Source organism: Janthinobacterium kumbetense (assembly GCF_023703445.1).
In the GTDB taxonomy this organism is placed as follows: Bacteria; Pseudomonadota; Gammaproteobacteria; order Burkholderiales; family Burkholderiaceae_D; genus Janthinobacterium; species Janthinobacterium kumbetense.
This window is the reverse complement of the sequence record NZ_JAMQGR010000001.1, coordinates 603,969-620,926: the sequence shown is the minus strand read 5'-3', so window position 1 is coordinate 620,926 and position 16,958 is coordinate 603,969. Positions and strand designations below refer to the sequence as shown.

The 16,958-nt window shown below is 60.6% G+C and carries 14 protein-coding genes; 8 read left to right on the top strand and 6 right to left on the bottom strand.

The features are described 5' to 3' along the window. Window positions 1–288, bottom strand: coding sequence for a hypothetical protein (locus NCG91_RS02680; protein WP_251348459.1), 288 nt, complete (start codon window positions 286–288; stop codon window positions 1–3). 75 nt (window positions 289–363) lie between these two features. Between NCG91_RS02680 and NCG91_RS02675 the strand changes: the two genes are divergently transcribed. Then, window positions 364–2,517 (top strand): TonB-dependent receptor, encoded by a 2,154-nt coding sequence (locus NCG91_RS02675; RefSeq protein ID WP_251348458.1) that lies wholly within the window; start codon window positions 364–366, stop codon window positions 2,515–2,517. 292 nt (window positions 2,518–2,809) lie between these two features. Here NCG91_RS02675 and NCG91_RS02670 read toward each other — a convergent pair whose 3' ends face one another. Then, on the bottom strand, window positions 2,810–3,085 hold the full coding sequence (locus NCG91_RS02670; RefSeq protein ID WP_150130958.1) for a hypothetical protein: 276 nt from the start codon (window positions 3,083–3,085) through the stop codon (window positions 2,810–2,812). On the opposite strand from NCG91_RS02670, the gene vioA reads away from it, so the two are divergent. The 7 genes from vioA to NCG91_RS02635 all read left to right on the top strand — a co-directional run bounded on the left by vioA (window position 3,060) and on the right by NCG91_RS02635 (window position 13,168). Further along, window positions 3,060–4,367, top strand: a complete 1,308-nt coding sequence (vioA, locus tag NCG91_RS02665) for a flavin-dependent violacein biosynthesis tryptophan-2 monooxygenase VioA (protein ID WP_099667720.1) — start codon at window positions 3,060–3,062, stop codon at window positions 4,365–4,367. The two genes, NCG91_RS02670 and vioA, sit on opposite strands and share 26 nt — an antisense overlap. Further along, a complete protein-coding gene (vioB, locus tag NCG91_RS02660; RefSeq protein WP_251348457.1) occupies window positions 4,364–7,375 on the top strand; it encodes an iminophenyl-pyruvate dimer synthase VioB in 3,012 nt (1,003 codons plus the stop codon). Before vioA ends, vioB begins: the two co-directional genes overlap by 4 nt. A gap of 1 nt (window position 7,376) precedes the next feature. Then, the gene (vioC, locus tag NCG91_RS02655) at window positions 7,377–8,666 is read left to right on the top strand and encodes an NADP-dependent violacein biosynthesis oxygenase VioC (RefSeq protein WP_251348456.1); all 1,290 of its coding nucleotides are present in this window, start codon (window positions 7,377–7,379) and stop codon (window positions 8,664–8,666) included. Next, complete coding sequence (gene vioD / locus NCG91_RS02650) at window positions 8,666–9,784, top strand: flavin-dependent violacein biosynthesis monooxygenase VioD (protein WP_251348455.1); 1,119 nt, start codon at window positions 8,666–8,668, stop codon at window positions 9,782–9,784. Before vioC ends, vioD begins: the two co-directional genes overlap by 1 nt. Before the next feature lie 9 nt (window positions 9,785–9,793). Then, the gene (gene vioE / locus NCG91_RS02645) at window positions 9,794–10,375 is read left to right on the top strand and encodes a violacein biosynthesis enzyme VioE (protein ID WP_251348454.1); all 582 of its coding nucleotides are present in this window, start codon (window positions 9,794–9,796) and stop codon (window positions 10,373–10,375) included. A 91-nt stretch (window positions 10,376–10,466) separates the two neighbouring features. After that, complete coding sequence (locus NCG91_RS02640) at window positions 10,467–11,630, top strand: MFS transporter (RefSeq protein ID WP_251348453.1); 1,164 nt, start codon at window positions 10,467–10,469, stop codon at window positions 11,628–11,630. A gap of 329 nt (window positions 11,631–11,959) precedes the next feature. Beyond that, entirely contained in the window at window positions 11,960–13,168 is a 1,209-nt protein-coding gene (locus tag NCG91_RS02635) for a hypothetical protein (RefSeq protein WP_251348452.1), read from the top strand. Between the two features lie 86 nt (window positions 13,169–13,254). Here the strand turns inward: NCG91_RS02635 and NCG91_RS02630 are convergent, their stop codons facing one another. The 4 genes from NCG91_RS02630 to NCG91_RS02615 form a co-directional block, all read right to left on the bottom strand. Then, window positions 13,255–13,821, bottom strand: coding sequence for a DUF2867 domain-containing protein (locus NCG91_RS02630; RefSeq protein WP_251348451.1), 567 nt, complete (start codon window positions 13,819–13,821; stop codon window positions 13,255–13,257). A gap of 150 nt (window positions 13,822–13,971) precedes the next feature. Continuing rightward, window positions 13,972–14,886: a DJ-1/PfpI family protein gene (locus NCG91_RS02625; RefSeq protein WP_354004579.1), complete on the bottom strand. Its 915-nt coding sequence runs from the start codon at window positions 14,884–14,886 to the stop codon at window positions 13,972–13,974. Continuing rightward, window positions 14,883–16,226, bottom strand: a complete 1,344-nt coding sequence (locus NCG91_RS02620; RefSeq protein ID WP_251348450.1) for an ABC1 kinase family protein — start codon at window positions 16,224–16,226, stop codon at window positions 14,883–14,885. Before NCG91_RS02620 ends, NCG91_RS02625 begins: the two co-directional genes overlap by 4 nt. Continuing rightward, window positions 16,223–16,957, bottom strand: a complete 735-nt coding sequence (locus NCG91_RS02615; RefSeq protein WP_251348449.1) for a TetR/AcrR family transcriptional regulator — start codon at window positions 16,955–16,957, stop codon at window positions 16,223–16,225. Before NCG91_RS02615 ends, NCG91_RS02620 begins: the two co-directional genes overlap by 4 nt. Between the last annotated feature and the right edge of the window lies 1 nt (window position 16,958).

The following is a 16,958-nucleotide window of genomic DNA, read 5'->3' as shown; positions in this document are numbered from 1 at the left end:
TCATTCCCTTGTATGCGGTGATGCCTGGTGGTTAACTTTCTTCATTCCAAACACAGGACGGTTAGCCTTGCTTTGGACGGCTAGTGTGCCGGCGGTGACGCCGTGCTTGCCCACCACGTATTTTAGACTGTCCTGCCGCTGTTTGTGTATCAGATGGCGACGAATCTTATATAAGACAGCAAATATCCGGATCTGAAGGCCCAGGATGGTCATTTTCCGCGCTGAAATGCCCTCCAGGCATGCGCGCGGCATGTATGCGGCCGTGGCGGCAATGAATATATTAATCATTATAAATCGTAATGATTCTCATTTATAATATCTTGTGTGCAATTCCTCCCTATCAACTTTATACGCTTGCCCCTGATGCCCATTCCATATTCCCGACTCGCCCACCCCCACCTCACCACCCGATTGATCCTCGCCGGCCTGCTCGTCGCCAACGTGACGCCGCAGGCGATCGCCCAGGCGACGGCCGATGCATCCGCCCCGCTCGCCACCGTGCTGGTCAACGGACAAGCCGAAGCGGACGCCGGCGGACAGATCGCCAAGAGCGCGCGCGCCGGCATGCTGGGCGAAAAAGACTTGCTCGATACGCCGTTCAGCGTCAACAGCTACACCAGCCAGCGCATGCTGGACCAGCAGGCGCTGACCCTGGCCGAGGTGCTGGGCGGCGACCCGTCCACGCGCTTCACGGGCCAGATCGGCGGCGTCACGGATTCCTTCTTCATCCGCGGCTTTCCCCTCAACGAGGGCAATCTGAGCGAAGTGGCGTTCGACGGCGTGTATGGCGTCTCGCCCAACTACCATTTGTTTACGGAGTATCTGCAGAGCGTGGAAGTGCTCAAGGGGCCGGCCGCCTTGCTGTACGGCATGTCGCCGAACGGCGGCGTGGGCGGCGTCGTCAATGCCGTGCCGAAACGTTCCTTGCCGCGCGACCTGACGCGCCTGACCGTCGATTACGGCGCGGGTTCGCAGGCTGGCGCGGCCATCGACGTCAGCCGCCGCTTCGGCGAGGAACGGCGTTTCGGCATCCGCTTCAATGGCTTGCACCGCCAGGGCCACACGCCGCTCGACCACCAGACGTCGCGCGCGGAAGTGGCGGCCGTCGCCCTCGATTACCAGGGCCAGCGCCTGCGCGCCTCGCTCGACGTGATCGAGCAATACCAGTGGATCGACGCGCCCACGCGCCCCTTCCTCGTGGCCGCCCGCCTGCCCGTGCCGACAGCGCCCGATGGCCGCCGCAACATCGCCCAATCCTGGGGCTGGTGGAAGTCCAACGACCTTGCCACCCTGGGCAAGGTCGAATACGACTTGAACGACAACGTCACCGTGTTTGCCGACGTGGGCGGCACGCGCTCCGACGTGTCGCGCTATTCGGACCAGACGCCGACCATCACCAGCGCGGCGGGCGACATGACGGTCACGCCCATGAACTGGAAATTCCGCGTGCGGCGCGCCAGCGCGGACACGGGCGTGCGCGCGCGCTTTCGCACGGGCGGCGTCGAGCACGCGCTGGTCGTGATGGGCAATGTCTACCAGGACGAATTTGGCAGCGTGAGCAATTCCGGCAAGCTCATCACCTCGAATATCTACCACCCTGTCGCCGTGGCCGACCCCGGCATCGCCGCCCCGGCCCGCGCGCCGAAGCTGTCCGCCTCCACCCTATCCAGCCTGGCCGTGGCCGACACCCTGGACATGCTGGACCAGCGCGTGCAGCTGACCCTGGGCGTGCGCCGCCAGCTGGTCGAAGCGAAAAACTACCATGCGACGACGGGCGCGCTGACCACGCACTACAAGCAGGGCGCCCTGACGCCGCTGGCCGGCATCGTCGTCAAGCCATTGCGCCACGTGTCGCTGTACGCGAACTATATCGAGGGCTTGAGCAAGGGCGATATTGCGCCGAACATCGCCGACAACGCGGGCCAGGTCTTCGCGCCCTACAAGAGCAAGCAGTACGAAGTGGGCACGAAGGCCGATTTCGGCGTGGTGCTGGCGACCCTGGCCGTGTTCCAGGTGACTAAACCCAGCGGCCAGCTGTATGGCAAGGTCTACAGCATGGACAGCGAGCAGCGCAACCGGGGCCTGGAGCTGAACCTGTCGGGCGCCGCCAGCAAGGCCGTGCGCCTGCTGGCCGGCATCACCTTGCTCGACGGGCGCCTGGTGAAGACCAACAACGCCGCCACCATGGGCAAGCGCCCCGTGGGCGTGCCCACGTCCATGGCCAATCTGGGCGGCGAATGGGATGTGCCGTACTGGCCCGGCCTGACGGCCACGGGCGCCGTCAGCTACACCGGCAAGCAGTTTGTCGACCAGACGAATCTGCAGTCGGTGCCGTCATGGACCAAGGTGGACCTGGGCTTGCGCTACCGCACGGCCATCGCTGGCAAGGCGACCACCTTGCGCGGCGGGCTGATGAACGCGTTCGACCGCCATTACTGGGCCGGCGTGGCCTCGTATGGCACCGTCTCGCAATCGGCGCCCCGCAGCGTGCAACTGTCGGCCGCCGTGGATTTTTGACGGACGCCGGCATCCGGCATCGCCCGGCTGGCGCATGCACTGCGCGCCAGCCGCAAAGTCAGAAACAATAAAAATAGCAAGAAGCAGACCAAGCCACCGCCGATGGCGCCAGGACCCACCGCTGGTCCCGCCGCCATCGGCAAACGGCGACACTCCCGCAGCGGCTCGATACGCCGCACCGCACTGCATTCCATACCTCCCTGCCACTGCCCGGCGCACTGCCGCCGCCATCCCGCCTGCCTCGCTGCGTCGACAAGGACGCAACACCGAACGACAACTACATTGATATTTATCAAATTGACTGCCCGATGCCTGGGCTACTGTCGGTGCCATCTTTGATTTGAAACAGAAACTCTGCAGCCAAGAATCGACCATTCCAGAAACAACGCCAGTTCTCGCCAGGCTCTTCATTCCCCAGCCGATAACGCTCGCCAAGTGCGGTAACACCCAGCGTCCCACCTCCCTTGCCTACACGTGCAGGGGAAACTTTTGCTAGCGATTTTGCAGCTTTTTGATTAATGAACGTTAAAAAGGAATTTCGTATGAGCACGTATTCTGACATTTGCATCGTAGGCGCCGGCATAGGCGGCTTGACTTGCGCCAACCGCCTGATCGACACCGCCGCTAGCAGGAAGCTGCGCATCCGGGTCTTCGACCTGAATGCCACCGTCGGCGGCCGCATCCAGTCGCGGAAAATAGATGGCGAGGAAATCGCCGAACTCGGCGCCGCCCGCTACTCGCCGCAGCTGCATCCGCATTTCCAGCAGCTGATGCAGGGCAGCGGACTGCCGCATGCCGTCTACCCGTTCACCGAGGTCATCTCCCACGACAGCGTGCTGGAAGAGCTGAAGGCAACGCTGCATGGCCTGAGCCCGATGCTCAAGGAGCATCCGAACGACTCCTTCCTCGAATTCTTCAGCCATTACCTGGGCGCCGCCAAGGCCACCCACATCATCAAGGCGACCGGCTATGACGCCCTGCTGCTGCCGATGGTGTCGGCGGCCATGGCCTACGACATCATCAAGAAACACCCGGAAACGCAGCACTTTACGGAAAACGCCGCCAACCAGTGGCGCTATGCCACCGACGGCTACCACGCGTTGCTGTGCCAGCTGCAGTACCAGGCCCAGGCCGCCGGGGTGGAATTCCGCCTGGAACACCGCTTGCTGTCCGTTGAAAAATCCGGCGCCGACCATGTGCTCGCCTTCAGCCACCAGGGCGACACGCAGATGCACCGCACGCGCCACCTGGTGATGGCCATCCCGCCGTCCGCCATGCCGCGCCTGAACCTGGATTTCCCGAACGCCTGGAGCCCGTTCCAGTACGACTCGCTGCCCCTGTTCAAGGGCTTCCTCACGTTCGACACGGCCTGGTGGGAAGCGCTGGGGCTGACCGACAAGGTGCTGATGGCGGCCAATCCCCTGCGCAAGGTCTACTTCAAGAGCGACAAGTATGTGCTGTTCTACACCGACAGCAAAAGCGCCACCTACTGGCGGGACAGCCTGGAACTCGGTGAAGACGTGTACCTGGAGCGCGTCCGCCGCCACCTGGAAGACGTCCTGCCGCTCGATGGCCAGCCGCTGCCGCCGATCAAGGCGCACTTCCACAAGTTCTGGCCGCATGGCGTCGAGTTTTGCGTGGAACCGGAAGCCGAGCACCCGGCCGTCCTGCTGCACCGGGACGGCATCATCTCTTGCTCGGATGCCTATACCGCGCATTGCGGCTGGATGGAAGGCAGCCTGATCAGCGCCCAGCACGCCAGCGGCCTGTTGCTGCAGCGGCTAGATCAACGGGAAGACGTCGCCGCCGCCAACGATACCTTCATCACTTCCTCGACCGAGCGCGCATGAGCCTACTTGACTTCCCCCGTCTGCATTTTCGGGGTTTTGCCCGCGCCAATGTGCCGACGGGGAATCGCAATACGCACGGCAACATCGATATCGCCACGAACACGGTATCGATGGCGGGCGAGCCTGTCGACCTGAGCCGGCCGCCGGCTGAATTCCATGCGCACCTGAAACAGCTTACCCCCCGCTTCAACGCCAAGGGCAAGCCCGATCCGGACGGCATCTTCAGCCAGGCGGCAGGCCACAATTTTTGCGGGAATAATCATTTTTCGTGGGAAAACGCGAGGATCACGGGCGTCCAGCTGCGCGATGGCGAGATCGATACGCAAGACCCGCTGGTGGGCGCCAGGCTGGGCCTGTGGGGCCACTACAACGAGTACCTGCGCACGACCTTCAACCGCGCCAGGTGGATCGACAACAACCCGGCCCAGCCGGACACCACGCTGATCTACGCCGGCCAGTTCACCTTGAGCGACAAGCTGGCCACGCCCAACACACCCACGCTGTTTACGGCCGACATCGCGCAGGCGCACTCGGTGCGCTGGCTCGGCAGCGGCCATATCACGGAACGCAGCGGGCATTTCCTGGACGAGGAAATCGGCCGCTCCAGGCTGTTCCAGTTCTCCGTGTCCAAGCAAGACCCGCATTTCCTGTTCAATGCGGACCTGCCGTTGCCGGCCAGTATGCATGTCTTGCAGCAAGCTTTGGCCGACGACGAGGTGCTGGGCCTGACGGTGCAGTATTGCCTGTTCAATATGTCGACGCCGCAAAAACCGGACTCGCCCGTGTTCTACGACCTGGCCGGCAGCATCGGCCTGTGGCGGCGCGACGAGCTGGCCACCTATCCGGCCGGCCGCCTGCTGCAGCCGCGCCAGGCCAGCCTGGGACCGGTGCTGGTGAAACTGCATGCGGACCGCGTCTCGTTCAACATGCCGACCGCCATCCCCTTCACCACGCGCGACGCGGACGCCGTCTCGGAACAGCATCCCACGCATGCCCTGGGCGGCAAGCAGGCGCTCGGCGACCTGCTGCTGCAGGATGACTCCGGCACCTTGCTGGCGCGCATTCCCGAGCGGTTGTACCGCGACCACTGGCGCCATCACGGCGTCTTCGACCTGCCGCTGCAACATGCCTCCGCCGCAGGTTCGCTCAGCCTGGGCAGCGCGCAGGCGCAGTGGGACGAGGCCGACTGGGTATCGCAATCGGACAGCAACCAGCTGTACCTGGAAGCGCCGAACCGCAACAAGCACGAGGTATTCCCGCAGACGATCACCGTGCAAAGCCGCTTCCGCGGCGAGCTGGCGGCGCCCCCGTCCCTGGCGCAGGCGGAAGACGGCGCGCTGCTGGCCGTGGAGCAGCAACCGTCGCCGCTCGGGCACGGCTACACGGCGCTGACCCTGACGGGGCGCCAGCCGGGCGCGACCCGCATCGTGCTGGGGACAGGCAAGCACAAACAATACCTCGGCGTGCGGGTGCTGCCCGACGACTGGCATCTGGATGACGTACCGGCAGAACAGGTCGACTACGCCTTCCTCTACCGGCATGTGATGAGTTACTACGAGCTCGTGTATCCCTTCATGTCGGACAAGGTCTTCAGCCTGGCGGACCAGTGCAAGTGCGAAACGTATGCGCGCCTGATGTGGCAGATGTGCGATCCGCAGAACCGCGACAAGAGCTACTACATGCCCAGCACGCGCGAACTGTCGCTGCCAAAATCGCGCCTGTTCCTGAAATACCTGACGCAGGTCGAGGCAAAGGCCAGGGCGGCGCTGCCGGCACCGGCCACGCCGCACGCCATCGGCAGCAAGGCGGAACTGATCGACGAGCTGAAAAAGGCCATCGACCTGGAACTATCGCTCATGCTGCAATACCTGTATGCCGCGTATTCCATTCCCAATTATGCGCAGGGGGCGGCGCTGGTGCAGGCGGGCCGCTGGCTGCCGGCCGAGCTGGAACTGGCCTGCGGCGCCGAAGACCGGCGGCGCAACAGCGGCACGCGCGGCATGTTGCTGGAAATCGCCCACGAAGAAATGATTCACTATTTATTGGTCAACAATGTGCTGATGGCGCTCGGCGAACCGTTCCATAGAGGCACCCCGGTGCTGGGCCAGCAGGCGCGCCAGCGTTTCGGCCTGGACACGGAATTTGCATTCGAGCCATTTTCCGAACACGTACTGGCCCGTTTCGTGCGTTTCGAATGGCCCGACTACATTCCCACGCCTGGCAAATCGATTGCCACCTTCTATATCGCGATCCGCCAGGCCGTAGCCGAGCTGCCGGGCCTGTTCGAGAGCGGCGGCGGCAAGCGCGGCGGCGAACACCATTTGTTCCTGAAAGAACTGACCAACCGCGCCTATCCCGGCTACCAGCTGGAAGTGTCCGACCGCGACAGCGCGCTGTTCGCCATCGACTTCGTCACCGAGCAGGGCGAAGGCGTGGCCGTCGATTCGCCGCATTTCGCCTCGTCGCACTTCCAGCGGCTGCGCACCGTCGCCGGCAAGTTCTCAGCCTGCGGCAAGCCGTTCGAGCCGGCGCTGCCGGCGCTGAAGAATCCGGTGCTGGAAGCGCGGGCGGACTGCAGCGTGGTGACGGATCAAACGGCGCGCGCGCTGATGCAGCTGTATCAAGGCTGCTACGAACTGACCTTCCTGCTGATGGCCCACCATTTCGCGCAGCGGCCGCTGGGCAGCCTGCGCCGCTCGCGCCTGATGAACGCCTCCATCGACATCATGACCGGCCTGTTGCGCCCCCTGTCGGCAGCCCTGATGAACATGACATCGGGCGTGCCCGGCCGCCACGCGGGACCGCCCGTGCCCGAACCGGTCAGCAGCCAGGTCAGCAGCGACTACAGCCTGGGCTGCGACATGCTGGCGCAGAAGTGCCTGGCGCTGGCGCAATACGGCCGCAGCCTGGAGAGCGATGTCATCGGCATGGCGCCGATAGAAATGTTGGAGTTTTTTAATCAGCAACTTACCGATTTATCTCGGGGAAAGATGTCAAGAGAGGCCTGAAATGCATAAAATCATTATCGTCGGCGGAGGCCTGGCAGGTAGCCTCAGCGCCATTTATCTGGCGCAACGGGGGCACGATGTCCACGTTATCGAAAAACGCGGCGATCCGCTGCTGGAAAATGCCGCCAACGCCGACCCCGTCAACTCGCGCGCCATCGGCGTGAGCATGACGGTGCGCGGCATCAAGGCCGTCCTGGGAGCTGGCATCAGCAAACAGGAGCTCGACCAGTGCGGCGAACCCATCGTCGGCATGGCCTTCAGCGTGGGCGGCCGGCACCGGATACGTGAGCTGACCCCGCTCGAAGGCCTGTTTCCCCTGTCGCTGGACCGCACGGCCTTCCAGCGCCTGCTGAACCGGCATGCCGTCAAGCACGAAGTGAAGTATTACTTTGAGCATAAATGCCTGGATGTCGATCTGGAAAGAAAGATCGTGCTGGTCCAGGGCCCGGACGGCGCCGTGCAGCAGCTGTATGGCGACCTGGTCATTGGCGCCGACGGCGCCCACTCGGCCGTGCGGCGCGCCATGCAAAGCGGCATGCGCCGTTTCGAGTTCAAGCAGAGCTATTTCCGCCACGGCTACAAGACTCTCGTGTTGCCGCACGCGGCAGATCTCGGTTTCCGCAAGGATTTGCTGTATTTTTTCGGCATGGATTCCAAGGGCCTGTTTGCTGGCCGCGCGGCCACCATCCCGGACGGCAGCATCAGCTTTGCCCTGTGCCTGCCCTACACCGGCACGCCTAGCCTGGGCACGCTCAACCGCGAAGCCATGGCCGACTTCTTCAACCGCTACTTCGGCAGCCTGCCGCCGGAGCGCCGCAAGGAGATGCTCGACCAGTTCATGGCGCTGCCCAGCAACGACCTCATCAATGTCCGCTCCAGCACCTTCCACTACAAGGCCAATATCCTGCTGATCGGCGATGCGGCGCATGCCACCGCCCCGTTCCTCGGGCAAGGCATGAACATGGCGCTGGAAGACGTCCAAGTCTTCGTTTCCCTGCTGGAAAAGCACGGCAATGCCCTGGGCCCTGCCCTGTCCGAGTTCACGCAGCAGCGCAAGGTGCAGGCGGACGCCATGCAGGACATGGCGATCGCCAACTATGAAGCGCTGAGCAATCCGAATCTGATTTTCTTCCTGCAGACGCGCTACACGCGCTACATGCACAAGAAATTCCCCCGTGTTTATCCGCCGGACATGGCGGAGAAACTGTACTTCACATCGGTTCCCTACGATGAATTGCAGCAAATCCAGAAGAAACAAAACGTTTGGTACAAACTTGGAAGGGTAAATTAATGAACATTCTCGTCATCGGCGCAGGTCCCGCAGGCCTGCTCTTCGCCAGCCAGATGAAACAGGCCCAGCCCGGCTGGAATATAAGCATTACGGAAAAAAATACGCCGGAGGAAGTGCTGGGCTGGGGCGTGGTGCTGCCGGGACGGCCGCCGCGCCATCCCGCCAATCCACTCTCTTACCTGGAGCAGCCGGAACGGCTCAATCCGCAGTTCCTGGAAGAATTCAAGCTCGTGCATCACGACCAGCCCAACCTGATGAGCACGGGTGTTACCCTGTGCGGCGTCGGACGCCAGGCCCTGGTGCAAGCCCTGCGCGCCAAATGCGTGGCGGCCGGCATCGCCATCCGCTACGAAGCGCCGCCGGCCGACAAGGCGCAGCTGGAAGCCGAGTACGACCTGGTGGTTGTCTCGAATGGCGTCAATTACAAATCGCTGGACTTGCCGCCAGCACTGGCGCCGCACATCGATTTCGGCCACAACAAATACATCTGGTACGGCACCACCCAGCTGTTCGACCAGATGAACCTGGTATTCCGCAGCAATGAACAAGGCATTTTCATCGGCCATGCCTACAAATATTCGGACACGATGAGCACCTTCATCGTCGAATGCAGCGAAGAAACGTATGCCAAGGCCGGGCTGGAAGCGCTGTCCGAGCGCGATGCCGCCGCATATATCGCCAGGACGTTCAAAGCCGAACTCGGGGAACACGGACTGCAGAGCCAACCAGGCCAGGGCTGGCGCAATTTCATGACTCTCAGCCGTGACCGGGCCTCCGACGGCAAGTTCGTCCTGCTGGGCGATGCGCTGCAATCGGGGCATTTTTCCATCGGCCACGGCACCACCATGGCGGTAGTGGCAGCCTTGTTGCTGGTGAAAATCCTCGATACCGAAGCCAGCACGGCCGCCGCCCTGGACAGTTTCAATGCCCGCGCCGTGCCCCTGATGCAATTGTTCAAGGAGCACGCCAACAGCAGCCGCCTGTGGTTTGAAAGCGTGGGCGAGCGTATCGAACTGAGCAATGCAGAGCTGACCGCCAGCTTCGACGCCCGCCGCAAGGACTTGCCGTCGCTACAAGAAGCGCTGATGGCCAGCCTCGGCTACGCGCTGGGCCGCTAGGGAGCTGCCATGCCGACACACCCCGCCCCGCCGCTGCTGCCGCTGCAATGGAGCAGCGCTTATATTTCCTACTGGACGCCGATGCAGGCGGATGACCAGGTCACGTCCGGCTATTGCTGGTTCGACTATGCGCGCAACATCTGCCGCATCGATGGCCTGTTCAACCCCTGGTCGGAAAAGGAACATGGACACTTGCTGTGGATGTCGGAAATCGGCGACGCCAGGCGTGAACAAAGCCGCAAGCAGAAAGTGGCCTACGCGAGGCAAGCGCAAGCCACCGGCGAGCAGCTGCAGGGCACGGCGCTGGCCGATGAAGTGATCCCGTTCCATGAGCTGTTCCTGCCGCAGGCGGTGCTGCTGGACGGCGGCGCCCGTCACGACGGCCGCCACACCGTGCTGGGCCGGGAGGCGGACGCCTGGGTAGTGGAGCGAACAGGCAAGCCGTCATCGGTCTTTTACCTGGAGGCCGGCGGCAACCGCCTGCTGCGCATGGTCACGGGCAACGACCCGCAGCACCTTTCGGTACGCGACTTCCCAAACCTGTTTGTCGGCGATATTCCGGACAGCGTCTTTACGTCTTGCAACACCTGACCACGGCGTGGCGCGCGCAAGGGCCGCATGCGGTCGGGAGGCGCGCCACGCCTGGCGAGTGTTTTAGTTATTACTTTCGAAGGATATTGCTATGCCGCTGGTTGTTTACATTCTGGGGTTGACGATCTTTTCGTTGACGACATCCGAATTCATGGTGGCGGGCATGATGCCATCGCTGGCCCTTGCCATGGACGAACCGGTGACGCGGATCGGCTATCTGATCTCGCTCTACGCCATGGGCATGGTCATCGGCGGTCCGCTGAGCACCATCGTCCTGCTCAAGCTGCGTGTGCCGAACAAGAAGGGACTGCTGTGGCTGCTGTGCTTTTATGTCCTTGCCCAATCCGTCGCCGCGTCCGCCACCAGCTATGACATCCTGGCCATCGCGCGGGTGGTCACTGGCGTGGCCGCCGCCACCTGCTTTGGCCTCTCCCTGGCGATCTGTGCCGACATCGTCGCGCCCAACGCGCGCGGACGCGCCGCCGCCGTCGTGATCGGCGGCCTCATGCTCGCTTCCGTGGTGGGCGTGCCGGTCGCCACGCTCATCGACCAGCACTTGGGATGGCGCGCCAGCTTCTGGCTGGTGGTGCTGCTGGCGCTCTTGTGTCTGGCGCTCATCACCGTGCTGGTGCCGCGCGCCAAGCCGTCCGAGGTCGTCAGCCTCGGCAATGAACTGGGAGAATTCCGCAACCGCCACCTGTGGGCAGCGTATGCCAGCAGCGGCCTCATCATCGGAGCGATTTTCGCGGCGTTCAGCTACTTCGCAACCATCCTGACGGAAATTACCGGCTTTCCAGCCTCCGCTATCCCCTGGCTGCTGGGCGTCTACGGCGTCGCCAACGTGGTGGGCAATGCCGTGGTCGGCCGCTATGCGGACCGCTACACCACCGTCATCATGGTCTGGGGCATGGTCATCCTGAGCATCAGCCTGGCGCTGTTCGCCGTCTTTGCGCACGACAAGAGCATCAGCGTCGCCTTGCTGGTCGTCACAGGCCTGGTCGGCATGTCGATGAACCCCGCCATCATCGCCCGCGTGATGAAGACCGCCCACCCGGGGCCGCTGGTCAACACGGTGCACACTTCCGTCATCAACATCGGCCTGGGCGCCGGTTCCTGGCTCGGCGGCCTCGGCATCGCCGCCGGCTACGGCCTGCGCTCCCCGCTGTGGGTCGGCGTCGCGCTGGCCGTGCTTGGTCTCCTCAGCTTGCTGCCTTACCTCGGGCACAGGTCGCGCGATTCCGTGCTGTCGCATTAGCGGCTGGCGGCGCGGTTGGCATTGCCAACCGCCCGCTACCTTAATGGCGGCAGGGTCCTGTCCAATGACCGTTTGCGAAATTATTAATTTTTTCCCGTGTCAGGATAGTTGTCGCGTCACCTGATTTACCGTAGCATTGGCAAATTCTTCCTTCCAGCCAATATGGAAAATCCATAAAAGGAAAATGTCCTTCAAGGTCAGCCGACCCTGATTACGCGTAGCATGCTGATACCCCGCGACTGAAATCGCCGACCAGAACACAATTCTTGCGAAAAATAATGCGAAAAACTCATTCCATAATTCTTTCTATCATTTTGGCCGGCTTGGCCATGCCTGCATTGTCGGCGGATCAGCCACCATCCCTGCCGGACCGCTTGGCCGCCCTTCGCACGACGATCGCAATCGACCATGGAAAGATGGTTGGTTCCGGCGCGGCAACATTGATAGATGCAGGTCGGGAGAGCCAATTCGTACTCATCGGCGAGGACCATGGCATTGCAGAAATTGCGAATTTTTCGGCGGCGTATTTTGAAGAATTGGCAAGTCAAGGATTTACGACACTGATTGTCGAAAATGGGCCGGCTGTTGCTGATGCTTTGGCAAAGACGTTGAAGGCCAATACTGGCGTTGCTGGCATAGCAGCATTTAATAAGGCCTATCCGGTCGCTACTGCTTTCTACAATTGGCAAGCTGAGGCGCAATTCCTGGCCCGTTTCGCTAAAGCTGCAGGACCATCGTTCCAATTAGTGGGAATGGATCAGGAACTCATGGGCGCTTCGAAATATTTGCTCGACCAAATGGCCGGGCAACCGCTTGGTTCTTTGGCGAAATCAAAAATCGAGGCCTTCCGCAAGCTTGAAAACGATGACTATAGCCGGGCGTCGGCGAGCGGAGACCCGCGTGATCTTTTCATGTTGAAAGTCAAAGAAGAGGAATTATTCGCCTTACAGAAGCTGCTCACGGCCCCCAAGGACATGCCCGCCTTGGCGATGTTAAATTCGTTGATCGAAAGCCGCAGCATTTATAGCAAAAACATCACTCCGGGACAGGGATATGCATCCAATACACAGCGCGCCAAACTAATGAAGCGGAATGTGGCCAGCCATTTGACGCTTGCGCCTGCACAGCGAATGTTGCTGAAAGCCGGTGCAGTTCATGTATTCCGAGGTTATAACCCGCTGAGTGCCGGCAGCCGGGAGATCGGCAATTATTTGGCTGAATATGCGGAAGGCCGCGGGCAAAAATCGCTGCACGTGTTGGTGCTGGCGTCCAAAGGCCAGCAGGCGCAATTTGCTGGAATTGGGCGCGCATCGGTCTCAACAGAAATCGAAAAAACCGATATCAAGTCCGCCATGGCTGGCGTATTGCCCTTCTTCGCCGCAGCGAACGAGCATAAGGAATGGTCATTGTTCGACGTGCGCCCCTTGCTGGGATCGGCGAAAACCCTGGCGAATGGAAACAGCAGTGTCCAAGGCATGATTCAGGGCTACGATTTTGTACTGGTCATTCCCGATGGGAGCGCAACGTCGGACCTGTGATAATGTCCCATGGCCTACTCTGCGTTTATATGGTCAATATTCGGTTAGCGGCAACAATGAGGTCACCGTTCTGGCTTGCGGTGCGCCTAGTCGCGCCGGTTGACCGCGCGCTCCAACAGCGAGCGCGTCAGGAGCTTATGAAACGGCATGATGATAAACAAATACACTCTTCCAAAGAGATTGTTTATTTTAACCAAGGTTGAAACCGTCACTTCCGATCCCTTCAGACTCGGTTGAATGCTTATCCAGATCCGGAAATCCAGATGCTTGTCGTCACCACCGACGACGACTTCAGTCTCCGTACTTGAAATAATCGGAAACATGCCAATCTTCCCCAGCCCGCGATCACCAAAGCTAATACTTTTCTTTAATCCGAACGGTGCGACGATTCCGTTGCGCAAAATTATCAGCAAGGTGAGCATGCGATGCGGCTCAGCGAAAACGGCGCGCCCCGCTTGCTCGGCGTCAACGTAGGTTCTATCCCCCTGACCGGAATAGCCGTCGGAGAAATCAATGTGCGTCAATCCTGACGCCGACATGGCTGCTGCCGGTGCGGAAATGAGGAAGACTTTGTTTGCTTCGTTTGTCATGAATAAAACTCTCTCTGTAAAGTGAGCGATGGTCGGACTGCGGTTGTTTTGATTGGCGCGCATTCAAGTTTGCAAACGTGCTCTGGCGGACGGAATACTTTCATCGTGGTCGCATAGGCTGGAATGCGCCATAGCGATATCAGATGGTTTGTCCTGTGAAACATGCAAATGCAGCAATGACAACGGCTGAGGTGCGGTGAAAGAAACGTAGATTCATACGGGATCGTCCTCGATTGGCAAACTGCTTGACGGAGCTTGCAAGCGGTTTTCCAATATTGCGCCAACGCCTACTTTCGGGGAGATGGCGTCTCGGATACTCGTATCAATTAGTCGTTCATAGATTGCGCTTTGGCCGGCCGGAATAAGTTCTCTAAGTGTTTCTTGACGTTTTTCCCGGCCGAACAAGGTCTCAACGACCCAACCGATTAGATACACAGCAGACAAACAGCCACCTGCGGTCGCAACATTCCCTTTGCATACCAAGGGCAAATCGAGCACGTCAATTCCCAGGGATTGCAGTTCCTCTTTGGCATCGGGATGAGTCGTGGCCGGCGCCATTGCCAGCAGACCCAACTTGGCAAGAATGAACGAGCCGGCACAGATCGATCCAATGAGCTGCGCGTTCGGGTTCAGCGAAAATGCACGCATGAAATCCGGGTTGGCGATAGCGCCTTTCACTCCAACTTTACCGCTGGAAAACAATACAACGTCTGCGTCATTCGCTTCGCTGATGCACCCGTGGGTCTTGATAACAAGGCCGTTTGCGGATTGGTGTTCTTCCTGTGTTCCCAATATCTTCACTTGCCAGTCCGTCTTATTCCTCCCGAGGATGTCCCACATCAAGAACAAATCCAAATCGGTAAAATGATCAAAAATCACGATGACTATTTTTTTCATGTTGCGCTCCGCCGTTTGCGTCGATTCAAAATGAGACCACGGACGAGCAACACTTTTTTTGAGTCCGCAGTTGGGAATTAGCACACCAAATCTCTGTTTATGAAGTACTTTTTTTCCTGATTGGACGGGCTTCAGTGCTGGCCCGCCAGGAATTGCGCCGGCGCGGCGTGGCTGCTGCCAAGCATGATGAAGAGCGCGCATCCCGTAAGCAGAAATATCGTATTCACTCAACGAATCCAGGGGTTGGTGGTGCGCACACGTGCACCGAGGGTTTTGAGAAGCTGGAGCAGACCTAAATAGGCCCGGTCGACATAGGGCAGTTCCTCCGGCAAGGACTGCAGATGCCAAAGTGCCTGGCGATGATGTTCGGCTGATGGACGTGGGTATGGCGGGTGGTGCGTAAAGTCATACACCGCCACGGTAAACGGCAACTTCTGCCAGGCATGCCGCTCGGCCATTGCCGGCAGCAGTTGCTGGCAAAAGTCCTGCTCATTCAGATGCGGCCCAATCAGGCCCAGGTCCCGATAGGCCTGCTGCATGGCACGGTGGTCCGCCGGGTCGCGCAACTGTGCCGACCAGAGCGCGCTGAGCGCTTGGCAAAAATCAGCGTCCAGCGCGCGGGTGCAGCCAAAGTCCAGCAGGCCCAGTCGGCCGTCCGGCATGAACAGATAGTTGCCCGGATGCGGGTCGGCTTGCAAGCGGTGCAGCACAAAGGTGCAATGAAAGAAGGTATCAAACAGCAACTGACCAGCCTGATCACGTGCGTTTTGATCGGGTTCGGTCAGCAACCATTCGTTGAGATGCAATCCCGGCAGGCGTTGCATGGTCAGCACGCGGCGTGTGGTGCGGCCCATTACCGGCTGGGGGACCACCAGGCCCGGCAGCGTGAGATGCTGTGCAAACCATTGCATGGTCTGTGCCTCATGCAAATAGTCCAGTTCCTCGGCCAGTTTCTGTTCGATGTCATCCATCATGCGCGCGATGATATCGGCTTTGAGCAACATATCCGAGCGTTCCCCCAAGGCTTGCAGCAGGCTGCGTAGCATACGCATGTCGCTGCCGATGGAGTCCGCCATTCCGGGGTATTGGAGCTTGACGGCCACTGCCAGACCGTCGGCCATGACGGCGGCGTGGACCTGCCCCAGACTGGCGGCAGCAAAGGCGACAGGCTCGAATTGCTGGAACAGGGCTTGCGGATCCTGGCCAAACTCCTGGCGCATCACTTTGATCACCAACGCGCGGTTCAGCGGCGTGACCTGGTAGTGGGCGCGAGCCAGTTCCTGGCGCACGCCCTCGGGTAAAAAGCCCAGTTCCATGCTGAGCAGCTGCGAGGCTTTGAGTGCCGTGCCCTTGAGCTGATTCAACGCGGCAAACAGGATGCGCCCGAGTTCCGCCTCATGTGCCATGCGGGCCTGATCCGTTTTCGCCTCGTCGCACGTGATCGACTTGGCCTTATGACCCAGGTGGGTCAGCCCGGCCCGCGCCACTGCCATACCGACAATCGCCCCACGCGAAAGACGCCCGGTACACGGCAACTGCGAAACTGTGTTCGTCTTGGTCGTGGGCGTCATGAACGTACCCCTCCCAGGCCGCGGCGGGCCAATTGCAGCAGATCCAGCAAGCCATTGCCGTCTTGCATCAGGCGCGCAAGCTGGCTGCGCACCATGAAACCTCCCAGCTCCAGCAGCTTGTCCACCAGGCCGCTGCGCAAGGCTAATACCAGCACGCCCAGGCTCAAATCGACCATTTGCGTGGTGTTGGTAAATTGGTCGGAGGTGTCGCGTAGCCAGTACGCAATGACGCCGTACACATAGTCGGCCAACAGTCCAGCCAGGCTGGGCTTGAAGCCGCAAGACACGATTTCACCGCTCGTCTCGGCCTGCTCCAGCATCTGGACGAAGGTTTGCCGGAGCAAAGGCTTGCCGGGTAGTTGCTCGCCCAACAGCAGCGTGGGAGTGCGCTCCACCATGCCGCGCGCCAGACCCACAAATTCACGGTCGGCCAGCAAACCTTCCAGCAGACTGTTGACTACCAGTTGCAGACGTTCCTGCAGCGAAAATTCGTTCTGCCCCTCCGTCTTGTCGGCCTGCGCCACTGCGTCTGCAATTGCTTGCTCAAAATAGGCGGTTACCAGTTTCTCCTTGGTAGGGAAGTATTTGTAGATGGTGGCATCACCCACGTCGGCGGCACGCGCGATCTGCTTCATCGTGGTGCCCTCAAACCCATGCTGGGTCATCAGGTCTACTGCGGTCTGAATGATCAGCCGATGGTTTTTTGCTTGTTGGGCTTTGGAAGTACGCATG

Excerpts from the sequence above, each read along its gene's own strand:
- NCG91_RS02620 (WP_251348450.1), bottom strand. The coding sequence starts at position 16,226 with ATGACGCCCACGACCAAGACGAACACAGTTTCGCAGTTGCCGTGTACC.
- NCG91_RS02615 (WP_251348449.1), bottom strand. The coding sequence starts at position 16,957 with ATGCGTACTTCCAAAGCCCAACAAGCAAAAAACCATCGGCTGATCATT.
- vioD (WP_251348455.1), top strand. The coding sequence starts at position 8,666 with ATGAACATTCTCGTCATCGGCGCAGGTCCCGCAGGCCTGCTCTTCGCC.
- NCG91_RS02670 (WP_150130958.1), bottom strand. The coding sequence starts at position 3,085 with ATGCAAATGTCAGAATACGTGCTCATACGAAATTCCTTTTTAACGTTC.
- NCG91_RS02675 (WP_251348458.1), top strand. The coding sequence starts at position 364 with ATGCCCATTCCATATTCCCGACTCGCCCACCCCCACCTCACCACCCGA.
- NCG91_RS02680 (WP_251348459.1), bottom strand. The coding sequence starts at position 288 with ATGATTAATATATTCATTGCCGCCACGGCCGCATACATGCCGCGCGCA.
- vioA (WP_099667720.1), top strand. The coding sequence starts at position 3,060 with ATGAGCACGTATTCTGACATTTGCATCGTAGGCGCCGGCATAGGCGGC.
- vioE (WP_251348454.1), top strand. The coding sequence starts at position 9,794 with ATGCCGACACACCCCGCCCCGCCGCTGCTGCCGCTGCAATGGAGCAGC.
- NCG91_RS02640 (WP_251348453.1), top strand. The coding sequence starts at position 10,467 with ATGCCGCTGGTTGTTTACATTCTGGGGTTGACGATCTTTTCGTTGACG.
- NCG91_RS02635 (WP_251348452.1), top strand. The coding sequence starts at position 11,960 with ATGCCTGCATTGTCGGCGGATCAGCCACCATCCCTGCCGGACCGCTTG.
- vioC (WP_251348456.1), top strand. The coding sequence starts at position 7,377 with ATGCATAAAATCATTATCGTCGGCGGAGGCCTGGCAGGTAGCCTCAGC.
- vioB (WP_251348457.1), top strand. The coding sequence starts at position 4,364 with ATGAGCCTACTTGACTTCCCCCGTCTGCATTTTCGGGGTTTTGCCCGC.
- NCG91_RS02630 (WP_251348451.1), bottom strand. The coding sequence starts at position 13,821 with ATGCGCGCCAATCAAAACAACCGCAGTCCGACCATCGCTCACTTTACA.